13 protein-coding genes and 1 tRNA gene are annotated in these 12766 nt (G+C 56.1%); 4 read left to right on the top strand and 10 right to left on the bottom strand.

Annotation, left to right across the window (positions count from 1 at the left end; genetic code table 11):
* Nucleotides 1-314: 314 nt before the first annotated feature.
* The 9 genes from ACN0SC_RS12735 to ACN0SC_RS12775 form a co-directional block, all read right to left on the bottom strand.
* Nucleotides 315-1421, bottom strand: a complete 1107-nt coding sequence (locus ACN0SC_RS12735; protein WP_417250061.1) for a flagellar basal body P-ring protein FlgI — start codon at nt 1419-1421, stop codon at nt 315-317.
* On the bottom strand, nt 1421-2428 hold the full coding sequence (locus ACN0SC_RS12740) for a flagellin (RefSeq protein ID WP_417250062.1): 1008 nt from the start codon (nt 2426-2428) through the stop codon (nt 1421-1423). Before ACN0SC_RS12740 ends, ACN0SC_RS12735 begins: the two co-directional genes overlap by 1 nt.
* Nucleotides 2428-3888, bottom strand: coding sequence for a flagellar hook-associated protein FlgK (gene flgK / locus ACN0SC_RS12745; RefSeq protein ID WP_417250063.1), 1461 nt, complete (start codon nt 3886-3888; stop codon nt 2428-2430). The genes ACN0SC_RS12740 and flgK overlap by 1 nt, the downstream gene beginning before the upstream one ends.
* A 29-nt stretch (nt 3889-3917) precedes the next feature.
* Nucleotides 3918-5210: a flagellar hook protein FlgE gene (locus tag ACN0SC_RS12750; RefSeq protein WP_417250064.1), complete on the bottom strand. Its 1293-nt coding sequence runs from the start codon at nt 5208-5210 to the stop codon at nt 3918-3920.
* A gap of 86 nt (nt 5211-5296) precedes the next feature.
* A complete protein-coding gene (locus ACN0SC_RS12755; RefSeq protein ID WP_417250065.1) occupies nt 5297-6142 on the bottom strand; it encodes a flagellar motor protein MotB in 846 nt (281 codons plus the stop codon).
* A 132-nt stretch (nt 6143-6274) separates the two neighbouring features.
* Nucleotides 6275-6350: transfer RNA gene (locus ACN0SC_RS12760), tRNA-Thr, on the bottom strand.
* Nucleotides 6351-6428: 78 nt separating this feature from the next.
* A complete protein-coding gene (locus ACN0SC_RS12765) occupies nt 6429-7928 on the bottom strand; it encodes a heme biosynthesis protein HemY (protein WP_417250066.1) in 1500 nt (499 codons plus the stop codon).
* A gap of 13 nt (nt 7929-7941) precedes the next feature.
* Nucleotides 7942-9129 carry a hypothetical protein gene (locus ACN0SC_RS12770; RefSeq protein ID WP_417250067.1) on the bottom strand — a complete coding sequence of 396 codons (1188 nt, stop codon included), beginning with the start codon at nt 9127-9129 and terminating at the stop codon, nt 7942-7944.
* 83 nt (nt 9130-9212) lie between these two features.
* Nucleotides 9213-9842 (bottom strand): uroporphyrinogen-III synthase, encoded by a 630-nt coding sequence (locus ACN0SC_RS12775; protein ID WP_417250068.1) that lies wholly within the window; start codon nt 9840-9842, stop codon nt 9213-9215.
* Nucleotides 9843-9987: 145 nt separating this feature from the next.
* Between ACN0SC_RS12775 and ACN0SC_RS12780 the strand changes: the two genes are divergently transcribed.
* The 4 genes from ACN0SC_RS12780 to ACN0SC_RS12795 are packed head-to-tail and all read left to right on the top strand — an operon-like array spanning nt 9988 to nt 12110.
* Entirely contained in the window at nt 9988-10959 is a 972-nt protein-coding gene (locus ACN0SC_RS12780; protein WP_417250069.1) for an NAD(P)H-dependent glycerol-3-phosphate dehydrogenase, read from the top strand.
* Between the two features lie 3 nt (nt 10960-10962).
* Nucleotides 10963-11235, top strand: coding sequence for a YciI family protein (locus tag ACN0SC_RS12785; protein ID WP_417250070.1), 273 nt, complete (start codon nt 10963-10965; stop codon nt 11233-11235).
* A complete protein-coding gene (locus ACN0SC_RS12790; protein WP_417250071.1) occupies nt 11235-11654 on the top strand; it encodes an EVE domain-containing protein in 420 nt (139 codons plus the stop codon). The genes ACN0SC_RS12785 and ACN0SC_RS12790 overlap by 1 nt, the downstream gene beginning before the upstream one ends.
* Nucleotides 11655-11711: 57 nt before the next feature.
* Nucleotides 11712-12110 carry a DUF1761 domain-containing protein gene (locus tag ACN0SC_RS12795; RefSeq protein WP_417250072.1) on the top strand — a complete coding sequence of 133 codons (399 nt, stop codon included), beginning with the start codon at nt 11712-11714 and terminating at the stop codon, nt 12108-12110.
* Between the two features lie 271 nt (nt 12111-12381).
* On the opposite strand, the gene ACN0SC_RS12800 is transcribed toward ACN0SC_RS12795, so the two are convergent.
* A complete protein-coding gene (locus ACN0SC_RS12800) occupies nt 12382-12723 on the bottom strand; it encodes a DUF2853 family protein (protein ID WP_417250073.1) in 342 nt (113 codons plus the stop codon).
* Nucleotides 12724-12766: the final 43 nt, after the last annotated feature.

Raw genomic sequence — 12766 nt, forward strand, 5'->3', positions numbered from 1 at the left:
CTTTTGCTCATTATGGATCGTCTCGTTCGTTATGCGATCCACCTTAAACAATGGTCCGAATTTACGCGACCACCTCTGTGCCATAAGGCTTTCGTTGTCATCTCGCAAAATTCGAAATAGCGACTTCCCAAGGAACCGCTCCGTGTATCGGGCGTGTCATTTCTCGAACAAATCATAATGAAACTTTTGCGATAGAACCCTTTCATCACGGCAATCGCCCGCCATTTTGATGAACCGCGCCCATTCCCAACCACGAATGACGCCGTGTGAACGATCGCAATCTCCCAACACTGCACGCCGCGCCTCTCTTCGGGCTAGCGCACGACGAACTCGGCGTGCAGCGCCCCTGCGGCCTTGATGCTCTTGAGAATGTCGATCATGTCCCGCGGCGAAACGCCCAGTGCATTGAGGCCAGAAATAACCTCGGACAGTGAAGTACCTCCATCGACCTCGGCCAACCCAATTCCAGGCTCTTCTTCGATCCCTGCACGCGTACGGGGTACGATCACGGTTTGACCCTCTGCAAAGGGGTTGGGCTGAACCACCATGGGTTTCTCTTCAATCCGAAGGGTCAGGTTACCCTGACTGACAGCGACGCGGGATATCCGCACGTCTTCGCCAAGCACGACTGTTCCAGACCGTTGATCAACTACAACACGCGCTTTTCGCTCTGGCGTCACGGTCAAGTTTTCCACAATCCCAAGCGCATGTGCAGGCGAAGCTGTGCGAGTGGATTTTATATCGAGCAACACAGTACCCGCGTCGAGCATTCGAGATACGCCTCGGCCAAACTTTCGATTGATAGCATCCTCCACCCGCTGCGCCGTAGTGAAGTCAGGCTCACGCAGGGCAAGGCGAATGGATTGCAATTTCGAGAAGTTGAAGTCGACTTCACGCTCGACCCGTGCTCCTGATGGGATCACGCCCGCAGTAGGAACACCTTGCACCACTTCGGCACCATCACCACTCGCAGAGATACCTCCCGCGATGATCGTGCCCTGTGCCACCGCATAAATTTCTCCATCAGGTGCGGTCAAAGGTGTCATCACAAGCGTCCCGCCCAGAAGGCTCTTCGCATCACCAATTGCCGAAACAGTCACATCAATTTTGGACCCTGCGCGCGAAAAAGGAGGCAAAACACCTGTTACGAAAACAGCGGCCACATTCTTTGGTCGAAACTGCTCTCCTGTTACGTTTACGCCCAGACGCTCAAGGATGTTCGACATAATTTCCTCGGTGAAAGGCGAGTTTCGGATGCCGTCACCCGTGCCATCAAGACCAACCACAAGCCCATATCCAACGAGATCGTTGCCTCGCACACCATCAAATTCTACGAGATCCTTGATCCGGATGGTATTCGCTTCTGCGATTTCCGCCAACGACACTAGACCGATCAATAGAGCTCCGAAAAATCGCTTCATTAGAGATAATCCGACAGTTTGAGGCGCGAAAGGCGCGCGGTTATTGTGTACATAAGTTCGAGCTGGCCCTCGGCCTCCGATAGTTTGGCTGCGGAAGCGTAGATATCCGCGGAGACGATTTCCGATATTGCCTGTTCGGTCGCGACACGTTCGGCCGTGTTTCGTGTGGAAGCTGCTTCGATCTTCGCCTGTTCAGCGCCTATGGTCGCGCGCAGGTGATCAACGCCTACGCCCGCGGAATACATTTGTTCGCCTGCAATTTTCAGCAAGTTTGCCTGTTCCTGGACATCGCCGCCGAGTTCACCTTCGGACACGAGCGATCCAAGGACCAACCCTTTCAAGACATCGCGAATTTCGGCGTCTGCAGCCGTCACTTCGACATTGGCGCGCTCGTGTTCATTGAGGAGAAAACCATGCATCGGCTGATTGGAACCTTGGTAGATACTCATCTCGAAATCACCCGTTCCGATAGCGAAATAAGCGTCAACTGCGACCTTGATATCGTCCGCCGTTGTCAGACCAACCAAGGTTGATTTCACCTCGGCGATCAATGTGTCCGCCGAAGCCAGAGGTGTTTCCTGCGTAGCTAGGCCGCTAAATAACGCCCGCCCTCCAACACGCGTATTCAACGCGGACATAGCGGAATCCAATGCGGCGCGTGCCGTCTCACTGGCAATTTGAAGCGTCTGTGTGTTGGTTGCAGATGTGGCACCGAGCAATGGCGCGGCAGTGGCATCGACTTGATCAGACACATGTTGAAGCACTGTCTGCATCGAGCTTGTGAAAAGCTCGGCATCGCCGATCCCTCGCTGGTAGCTTTCGAGGGAACGCAAGCTGCGTTCCATTGAGGCGAGCGGCGTGAAATTACCGCTAACTTCGCGACTGATATTTGATTTGAGTCCACTCGCGACCTCGAGACTGAATTTGTCGAGATTGACTTTCGTCTGTTCGACAAGGCGTACCCGATTAAGCGTGGATGCCAAATCACCGTAGGAATAACTGCTCATCAGGTCATACTCATCAGTTGGTCGAGCAACTTGTCGACTGTGGCAATCACCTTTGCGTTGGCCGCGTAGGTTTGTTCAATAAGCAAAAGATCCTGCATCTCGCGGTCGGTATCGACACCTTGTTCGGCTTCAATTGTTTTTAACGACGTCTGTTGCGCCATCGCGAATGCCAACTCGTCGTCAATTGCCAACCGATTACTCTCGTTTAGAGAATAGAGATCCGATGACAGGTCAAACAGGGATCTGGGCATCGACGTGAACCCTCCCGACGCGGTCTTAACCCGTTCTTGTAGAGCGCCAATCATGTTGTTCAGAATTGAGGCATCTCCCGCGTTTCCCTCGCTGATCGCACCGATGCCGTCGCGAAATCTACAGATCTCGCCACCTTGCGAAGGATCGACGGCAGCATTCAGTTTCAGGCGATTGGCAAGACCCACTTCGGCGGCGACGTCGAATGCTGCGCCACCGTCTGTGAAGAGGCCCGCATCGCCCAAAGACAAAGTCGGATCAACACTAGGGATCTCGAAGCGGGTCATCAGATCGCGAACGAAAGCATCGAGTTTTTCTTGCGCGTTCGGTGCCAACTCGTCTCGAACTTCAAACAGTCCCGCCAATTTTCCTCCGGCAATCGCGCCATTACCGGCATCAGTGCTCACAGGCTGTCCATTGATTGTCAGGCCAGACAAGACGCCAGAACCCACGTTCATGTCAGGTGTGATCGTAGGAACGGGCGTGAATTCAATGCTGGCCGCTTTTGATTCAAGAAGGACCGCCCCTCCAGGAGTATAAAGCGACACCATGCCGTTTTGCCGATTAATCTCTTTCACGGGAATGACGGACGAAATTCTGTCTATAGTGACCTGTCGTTGGTCAAGTAACGCTGATGCATCGTATCCTGCTGCGACGCGCTCGTTGATCTTCACATTGAGTTCGACCACACGGTTGAGGTCGCTTTGCAAGGCTTCGACCGTTCGCCCAATTTCCTGATCTGCGGCCATACGCGCGTTGGATATTGCATCGGCGGCACTGTTGATTCGATCCGTGAGAGACTGCGCCGTTTGGTAGACGTTGTTGAGATGGGCATCCGATTCTGGATTGTTTGCGGCTTCGATCAGAGCGGTTTCCAAACCGATAGAAAGCCCCGTGATCGACGTCTCTTCATCCGCCCCCCCCAAAGCGTTCGAAACGGTTTCGAGAAAATCGATGCGAGTGTTTTCCAGTGAAACCAAACCATCCGCGATCCTACGCTCACCTGTGACAATTGGATCAGTAGCACGGTTGATGCCAATCACCTGCACACCACCGCTCGTCATCCCTAGAGAGTCAGCGCTTAGTTCGACTTCCCTTCGACCGTAGCCATCCGTCATCGCGTTTGCGACATTGGATGCAACGATGTCGGCCGCTCGCGATGACGCGGTGAGGCCAGACAGGGCGTTGGACAGGGCGTTGGAAATGCTCATGGTATGCTCACTTGGGTCAAATCATCGCATTAGCGTTTGATATTCGTTGTTTCCTGCAGCATCTCGTCGACCGTTTGAATGACCTTCGCGTTTGACGAATACGCGCGTTGTGTTTGGATCAAGTCGGTCAATTCGCCCGCGACATCGGTCGTTGAGCCTTCCCTCGCGTAGCCCGCGATAGAGCCGGTTGGTCCGTCACCTGCGTCCCAAAGGAAGAATGAGCCCGAGCTGGGAGAAACCTGATAGGTCTGGTTGTTTAAGGAAATGAGGCCGTTCTGGTTCGGTACGTCAACAAGCGGGATCTGGTAGATGCGGCGAGTAAACCCCGTGTCATAGGTCGCTGTGATGTAACCGTTGTCGTCGATATCTACAGATGTAAGGTTACCAACGGGCGAACCGTCCTTATTAATTTGCGTCGGCGCGAAACTGTCGGAAAGCTGGGTCAGGCCGTTGGTGTCGCCAATTCGACCGATGGTCATATCGAGCGAGCCGCCCGCAACGGTTAGCGCCAGCACGCCAGTGGAGGACGAATAAGTTGCACTGGCGGGACTGTTGACGGTCGGTGTTACAGAAGAAAGCGTGCCGCCGGAACCGCGGGAGTCGTCGAATTCCAACGTGTATTCGCCAATGATCTGACCACTGAGTGCGGAATCACGGATTGTCATCGTCCAAGTATTCGGTGCAGCTTCGGGCGTGAATACCATGTCGAGCGATTCACTGGTTCCGAGGTTGCCGAAATACTCAACTGAGAGCGGGAGCGGTTCGGTCGCGTCCTCCGCTGGCAGGTTCACGCCAAGGTTCATTTGAGTCGTAGGATCACCTGCGGTCTGGTTCGCGTTGATCACGACAGGCTCAAGACCCGACATCGTGTCGCGCGGGAATGTCGGCACGGTACCGTCCGCGTCCGCTGGCCAACCAAGCAAGACGAGGCCCGAATCTGTCTTGAGAATTCCGTTTGCGTCCGTGTGGAACGACCCGGTCGTGGTCATCATCATGGGTTGGTCACCGGTCGTATTTTCCAACGACACTTCGGTCGTCACCGGCAGCATGCCGCGTCCGGAAACCGCGATGTCGGTTGCGTTGCTCGTGGAAATGAGCGCGCCCTGCTCTTCGACCAGACGTGAGGTGAAAGCGCGCACGCCGCCCGCGGAATATACACCTGAACCGGCATTCCCGCCGATTACAAATGACTCGAATTCCGTTGAGGCCCGTTTGTAACCGTAGGTATTGGAGTTTGCGATGTTGTCGGAAATCGTGGCGAGACGCGTTGCGTTCGCATTCAAACCCGCAACACCAGCATTGAGCGAGGAAGAGATGGTCATCGGAGGCGCCTTTCTGATGCTTGAACCTATGTTCCCGACACCATGCACGCTCTCTCTTAACATGCGGCTAACGTATAAAATGCCACCTATTTCCTATTGCCAGCACTGCGCAAAAGCGTGATTTCCACGCGGTTGTTACGAAAAGAGATCGGGTTTCGTGTGGCGGGCTTACGGTCCGCATGGCCCGTCACACGCTGGATTCGTGTGCTTGGCGTGCCCTGATCCTCAAGCATAATCCGCACCCGATCAGCGCGACGCGTCGAGAGATCCCAAACGGGGTTGTCCGCAACGACCAAAGGTTGCGCACTTACATAGCCCGAAACCGCGATCTGGTTCTCGACCACTTTCATGACACGCGCGAGAATTGATACGATGGCCCTTGTGACTTCGGTCGGCGTATCGGTGCGCGGCTCGAAAAGCGGCTCATTCTTTAGATCGTGAATTTCGATAATCAGCCCCTCATCCGTGACCTCCGTCACAATGTGGCGCAACGCATCGTCAGCGGCCATGCTCTCACCGCTAAATGCTGAAAGCAGCTCCTGGACGTTATCAAACCCTTTGCTTTCGATCGCCGCTTGGCCGGCGTCCATTTCATAACCGTTGTCATGGGACACCTGAGACACGGGCTGTGTCAGCGAAGCACCTGTCCCGTTCTGGGACAGCGTTTCCTCAGTAAACACGGAATCTCCGCCAAAACTCCCGTCTCCGCCGCCAGAAATGCGGTTTACGGGAATCGTCGGATTGAAGTAGTCCGCAATGCCTTTTCGTTGCTTTTCCGTCGTTGCATTCATCAGCCACATCAACAGAAAGAAAGCCATCATCGCTGTGACGAAATCGGCGTAAGCCACCTTCCAAGCACCGCTATGATGCCCGTCACTCACAACAATTTTCTTTCTCTTGATGATTATCGGCGCAGTGTTTTTCGCGCGCATACCACCACCTCATAGTTCACCCAGAGGTAGCCATAGCGCATAAATCTGAAAACGGGCTTAACCGCTAAAATGCGATGGATTTTGAAAGAAATGAGAAAGCCACGCTCCGTGGCGGATCAATCATGCGAGAAGTGGTGCCGGTGATAGGACTCGAACCTACGACCCCATCATTACGAATGACGTGCTCTACCAGCTGAGCTACACCGGCAACCTTCTCCCATCGTCGCCAAATGGCGTGCGATGATCTGAGCGGCTCTTTATCACCGTATTTTCAGGGTGTGTAGCCCTATTTTGCGGTTTGCGCGGAATCACCGTCTTTCACCACTTCGACGTCCACAACTTCGGGCTCGGACGCGTCGGCTTCTGGCGTGTCCGCCGCAGGGGCGTCCTCCGCATCCTCGGATTTTGCTCCCGCACCGACAATCATCGGCAACATCTCGGTTCCCGCAGGCATGGCAACATCGTCGCGCTTCGGCTGTTTCCAACTCAGCGTGTCGAACCCCTCACAGCTTTCGCAGACAGGTTGCCATTCAGCGTGGACCGCGCCGCAATTGTCGCACACCCATTGTGGACCACGCGGTGCGGTCAAGGCACGGGTCAACCAGCCACGAACCACCACATCCTCGCTACCCTCACCACGTTCAATCGCGGCCAGAATTGTAAGGCTCCGCGCAGTCGGGTTCATCTCAGCAAGATCACCAAGCGCACGACGCGCCGCAGGGAAGTCCTCGTTTGCAATGTGCAGCTCGGCCAACAGCATCCGCGTCTCGGCGTGATCAGGATGGACCTTCGTCAGTGCAGAGAAACGTTTGATGCGTTGCGCAGGCGTTTCGTCTGGCGCGATGCGCGCGAATGCTGCGGCAAGGTCTGGATGAGGTTGGGCCTGCCACGCTTTCTTGAGAACGCGGGCGGCTTGTTTGGGTTTCTCGTCGGCCACGTATTCATCAGCGGCGAGAACGGCGGCGGGAATAAGGTCGGGAGATTTTTTATTCGCTTCAATCGCGGCCTCACGCGCCTCAATCGTCGCGCCCTCTTCGAACACGCCCTTTGCCTCCGACAGCGCCATGACCGCATCGCGGCGCTTGTGAACGTCCCGAGGAATGGCTCCGTATTTCAACTTCACCGCCAGCGTTTCACGGGCAGCCGACCATTCACCTTTCTCGGCTTGTAGCTTGAGAAGGACGTCCTGCGTTTCTTCGTTCTTGGGCTTCAGCGCAAAGGCCTTCTCGGCAAGCTTGAGCGCGGTTTCTGTATCGCCCGCCTCAAGACGCTGCTTGAGAATGCCGCGCACACCGACGAACCGCGTACGATCATTCGCGAGCAGGCGTTTGTAGGTCGTCTCGGCTTTCTTGCGATCACCCGCCATCTCGGCCGCCTGCGCGGCCAACAAGTTGGTCAATTCGGGTTTGCGGAGGTATTTCTCGGCTTTGGACGCTTTGGACAGAGCAACCCGCCCCTCGCCCGACGCAAGCGCCAACATACTGTCGGCCAGTGCCTCGTAACCTTTCCGCTCTCGGTTACGGTCGAAGTAACGGGATATTGCCGTCTCATCGCCCAATAGGAATTTCACAAAAGCCACCAAAAGGCCGACAAGTTTCACCGCGAGCCACAAAACAGCCAGAAGCACCAGAAAGGCCAACACTGCCTGCAACGGATCGAGAGAAATTTCATAGCCTGCGAAGGCAAGCCGCATCCCGCCCTCGCTTTCCAGAAGGAGAGTGCCTCCAAAGGCCAAAGCGGCAACAAGGACGACGAAGAATACAATTTTGACAAGTGACAACAGCATGTCGGTGCCTTCCTTATTTACCGGTCATTTCGGCAAGTGCTTTGGTCACGGCCACGCGCGCGGCGGCATCGGACATCCAGTTCGACAACTCGGCCTTGGCCGCATCGGGTAACAACGCAAGCGTGTCGAGCGCTCCTGAAAAATCGGCCTCGCGCACATCTGCCTCGGCACGGGAAAGAATGGCGTCCACCGAATTTCCCTCTTTTGGCGACAGTGACCGCAATCCCAATTGAGTTCGCGTAAACGTGCTGAACCAACTCTCCTCGCCCGCCTCATAGGCCGCACGCGAGGCAGCGCTCATGGCTGTGCGGGCGGCGTCGGGGAAACGATCTTGCAGCGACGCGATGCCCGCAACACCTGTTTCAGCGGCTGCGATCACGGCCTCAGGCACATCAATTTCGATCTCGCTTAACAAGGCAGCATAGGGCTCACCAGAATCCACGGCAGTCTTGACAGCTGCAAGGGCCGTTGCTGCTTTGGCCTGACTTTCCTGCGCAGCAGCCTCGGCTTGCGCCGCCTCTAGTCGTGCAATCTCACTATCGAGCAGTTCACGCATCTCCGCCAACTGACGCTCGTAGGCCGCCGTCGCCTCTGGCGATACGATAGCTTCCGCGACGGGGCGTGCTTCCATAGTGTCGAGACGATCCGCAAATTCGGTCAGTTTTTCGGACAGGGGCGCGATCTGTGCGTCTAGATCAATCGCCGAAACTTCGCTTTCAATCTGCGCCGCGAGGGACGTGCGCGCGGCGGCAAGGTCGGCCTCCAACTGATCGGTGCGAGACTGACTCTCTTCAAGGGTAGAAGACAGCGCGTCGATCCGCGCCGAAATCTCATCGGTGTTCGATCCTGGGAACGGCCAACCAGAGGGTTTGATAAACTGAGCTCCCGCGTAGCCGAGCGCAACGCACACGACACCCGCAAACACCATCGGGACAACGCCTCGCGACTGTGTTGCTACTGGTTCTGGCGCACTCTCCGTCGCTGTGTCTTCGTCTCCAACCGCATCATCCGCGCTATCGTCCTGCGGCGTGTCGGTTTCTCCGTCTGTCGGATTTTCGGTATCGGATTGCGCGTCAGATAACGGCGCCTCCGCCTCTTCCGCCACATCGGTTGCCGCTGCGGTTTCGATTTCTTGATCGGGACCAGTATCGTCCTCTTGCGAAGTTTGCGGCTCTTCGGTGGGCTTGTTCTTTTGTGCCAACAGTTCAACCTTTCGAATCCGATAACGTCTTTCGCACGCGCAGAATAAGACTAAAGGGAGTCACTGACACCCTCAAGGTGTGTTCAGCCGACCTGCGACCCTATGGCTCTGACCATGGATGCAAAATCGGGATGATCGGCGCATGTTCGTGTCACAGGGTCCACGCCGCTCCATGCGTCGTTGGTTGCACGGGACATGCTGACGAGATGTAAGGGCTTCGGCGCAAACCCGCGCAACCGCGCACCAACGGTCACCGCATTTCGTGGCGAGAAGAGCGGGACGATCAATGTCTCGGAACGATCGATACGTTCTTTTGCATCGTCCGTCCATTTCACTTCGTTCTGTTCGTAGACCACACGCTCATCGGCGGCGCGGCCAGCGCGGCGCAATCGTTCCGTGACATCACCGCGCGTATGCGCACCGTGCAGATGCAGGATCGTGTGGCAATCCCGACGCAACACGTCCTCAACCAATTCGACCGATGTCCCCGCAACGGATGTTGCTTTCAGGCCTTTTGCGTGCGCGCTTTCCGCTGTTGCATCTCCGACACAAAGCACTGGGACATCGGGAAAAAGCGTGGCCGCGGCATTCACCGCATGGCGCGATGTCAACAGAACCAATTCGGGTGGCGCGGGCACATCCTCGACCTCGACGGACGTGATTTCCATGACGGGAGCAATAATCACGTCCAGATTGTCTCGCGCAGCACTCACCGCGTCCGCCAGTCTTCGAGCGTCGTCATGTGGCCGTGTGATGAGAAGAGTGGCGCGCAAAGCGGGTCCCAGCATTGTCAGGATATGCCCACGGTGATACCTCCCTATGGAAATGGACACAACCGCAGGGGCTATCGAGGGCGGCATGAGGGATTTGATCATCATCGGCGCAGGTGCGTTCGGCACCGCTCTCGCTGTCGCCTACGCGCAGGACGGAAAGCACGTGACGCTGATCGGCCGTGATGCGGAGGCAATGGCGGCGATTGAGGCTACACGACGAACCCCGCGGCTCCCTGATGTGTCGTTGCCCGATGGCCTGATCGCTACGGCTAGCCTTGAATCCCTCTACAAATACCCCTCTTCACCAATCCTTGTCGCGACACCGACTCAAGCTCTTAGCAACACTCTCAAGCAGATCGACGCACCAACATCTGGTCGCGCGATTGTCGCCTGCTGTAAAGGTATTGACCTAAAGAGCCATGTGGGGCCCTCGCGCGTTATAGAACAAGTCTGCCCTGACGCCATTCCCGCCGTCCTGACAGGGCCAAGTTTTGCCGCCGATATCGCGCGTGGATTGCCGACTGCATCAACATTGGCTTGCGCGGATGAAGTCGTAGGGCAGGAACTCCAACGCGCGCTTTCCACCGCGAAGTTGCGCCTCTACCTCAGCAGCGACGTCATTGGGGCAGAACTGGGCGGAGCGTTGAAAAATGTTATCGCGATTGCCTGTGGTGCCTGTATCGGTAGCGGCCTAGGCGAGAGCGCACGGGCTGCGCTCATGACGCGCGGTTTCGCCGAAATGCAACGTCTTGTCATCCATTTCGGCGCACGGCCCGAAACGCTGACGGGCCTCTCAGGCTTCGGCGATCTGGCGCTGACCTGCACGTCCGATCAATCGAGAAACTATCAACTCGGTTTCACCCTCGGTCGTGGCGAGGCGTTTGACCCGACCATCACGGTCGAAGGAAAATCCACGGCGCGCGCGGTGCGGGAACTGGCTGATACTCTGGGTATCGACCTGCCGATCACTAAGGCCGTGGATGCGATTTCGTCTGGCGAGATGTCTGTGCCCGATGCTCTCTCTGCCCTACTCTCCCGACCCTTAAAGAAGGAATAACCCATGCTTTTTGCCCTGATCTGCCAAGACAAATCTGGCGCGCTCGAAATTAGAAAAGCCAATCGTGACGCCCATCTGGCCTATATCTCCGAGACAGGCGTTGTGACACAGGCAGGCCCTTTCCTCGACGATGCGGGCGAGATGTGTGGGTCTCTTGTTGTGCTTGACGTTAAGGACAAGGCCGCCGCTGAAGACTGGGCCGCACACGACCCCTATGCAAAGGCTGGCTTGTTCGAAAAGGTCACTGTGCAAGCGTGGAAAAAGGTGGTTGGCTGATGGCATTCTGGCTCTTCAAATCGGAAGCCGAAGTCTGGTCATGGGATCAGCAAGTCGCCAAGGGTGACGAAGGCGAGGAGTGGGACGGCGTGCGCAACTATCAGGCACGCAACAACATGCGTGCGATGAAGATGGGTGATCTGGGGTTCTTTTACCATTCGCGCGCTGAGAAAGAGATCGTCGGAATCGTTGAGGTTTGCGCCGAGGCACATCCCGACAGCACCACCGATGACGAGCGTTGGGAATGCGTGGATATCAAGGCTGTGCGACCTTTCACCAAACCCGTCACGCTTTCGATGTGCAAAGAAGACCCGCGTCTCGCCGACATGGTTTTGGTGAACAATTCCCGTCTCTCGGTTCAGCCTGTAACCGAAGAAGAGTGGAAGGTTGTCTGCGAACTTGGCGAGACAAAACCCTAGCAAACAACCACCGTCGCCCGCATAGTGTGATTACTCTAACGCATGAGAGGACGGAAGATGGGGCTACTTTCAGTTATTCTGGCTGCACTGGGCGGCTTCTTCATGGGTGCGGCGATTTACATGTCGCCCCTGTCAAAGCCGTGGATGAAGGCCGTTGGCATCGCCTGCGATGAAGACGGTAAACCCCAAACAGCGCCAACCGCGATGCCCTTCATCGTCAACGGGATCGCGTTGCTCATCGTTGCTGGGATGATGCGGCATGTCTTTGCAATGGCAGGTATTGACGGCGCTGGCGCAGGTTTGATTGCCGGTTTTGGTGTCGGTATTTTCCTAATCGCGCCCTGGATCGCGACGAACTACACCTACGCCAAACGGCCGCTCGCCCTTATCCTGATCGATGGTCTTTACGCCGCCACTGGACCCGCTGTGATGGGCTTGATCCTCGGATTGTTCTGACATGGAAAAAGAGGGCCCCGACCCCCGGGACCCTCCACCACCCCACGTGCTCCCATAGCACCGCACGTGTTCGTATATCAGGTCCGGTCCGTCCTGGTCCGTATGTAAAACCTAGCGAGCACCCCGATTCTGGGCAATCGGTTAGTGCAACGCTTTTCATTCAAACGGATTACAAAATCGAAACCCTGCCTTAACCTTTTCGACGGCCGGTAGAGAAAAGAGCCGCGCGACGGAAGGTCGGCGGCTCGTTCCGTTTCAATCTATCTGGCGATTAGCCGTAGACGGACTCTTTGCCGAAATGCTTCACCAGCATGTAGTAGACCACGGCGCGGTATTTGTTGCGCTCCGAGCGACCATAGGTTTCGATCACGGAATTAATCGCGTCCATCAAAGCAGGGCTGTCAGCAAGGCCCAGTTTCTTCATCAGGAAGTTTTCCTTGACGGTTTCCAGCTCGGACTCCTGCGATCCAGCAACAGTGGATGCATCGTCATTGTAGATTGCGGGGCCACAGCCGATGGTCACTTTTGTCAGAAGGTCCATGTCAGGCGTCATGCCGCATTTGTTCTTCAGATCGTCCGCATATTTCGCGATCAGGTCGTCACGTTTTCCCATTGGTTTCTCCCACCTGGTTTGGTTTTACCATTACCACCTGATC

It is taken from the genome of Celeribacter sp. (assembly GCF_048261515.1).
Taxonomy (GTDB): Bacteria; Pseudomonadota; Alphaproteobacteria; order Rhodobacterales; family Rhodobacteraceae; genus Celeribacter.

Bases quoted from the DNA above. Each gene is read 5' to 3' on its own strand.
- ACN0SC_RS12780 (WP_417250069.1), top strand. From the start codon at position 9,988: ATGAGGGATTTGATCATCATCGGCGCAGGTGCGTTCGGCACCGCTCTC.
- ACN0SC_RS12755 (WP_417250065.1), bottom strand. From the start codon at position 6,142: ATGCGCGCGAAAAACACTGCGCCGATAATCATCAAGAGAAAGAAAATT.
- ACN0SC_RS12765 (WP_417250066.1), bottom strand. From the start codon at position 7,928: ATGCTGTTGTCACTTGTCAAAATTGTATTCTTCGTCGTCCTTGTTGCC.
- ACN0SC_RS12795 (WP_417250072.1), top strand. From the start codon at position 11,712: ATGGGGCTACTTTCAGTTATTCTGGCTGCACTGGGCGGCTTCTTCATG.
- ACN0SC_RS12750 (WP_417250064.1), bottom strand. From the start codon at position 5,210: ATGACCATCTCTTCCTCGCTCAATGCTGGTGTTGCGGGTTTGAATGCG.
- ACN0SC_RS12740 (WP_417250062.1), bottom strand. From the start codon at position 2,428: ATGAGCAGTTATTCCTACGGTGATTTGGCATCCACGCTTAATCGGGTA.
- ACN0SC_RS12790 (WP_417250071.1), top strand. From the start codon at position 11,235: ATGGCATTCTGGCTCTTCAAATCGGAAGCCGAAGTCTGGTCATGGGAT.
- flgK (WP_417250063.1), bottom strand. From the start codon at position 3,888: ATGAGCATTTCCAACGCCCTGTCCAACGCCCTGTCTGGCCTCACCGCG.
- ACN0SC_RS12785 (WP_417250070.1), top strand. From the start codon at position 10,963: ATGCTTTTTGCCCTGATCTGCCAAGACAAATCTGGCGCGCTCGAAATT.
- ACN0SC_RS12800 (WP_417250073.1), bottom strand. From the start codon at position 12,723: ATGGGAAAACGTGACGACCTGATCGCGAAATATGCGGACGATCTGAAG.
- ACN0SC_RS12735 (WP_417250061.1), bottom strand. From the start codon at position 1,421: ATGAAGCGATTTTTCGGAGCTCTATTGATCGGTCTAGTGTCGTTGGCG.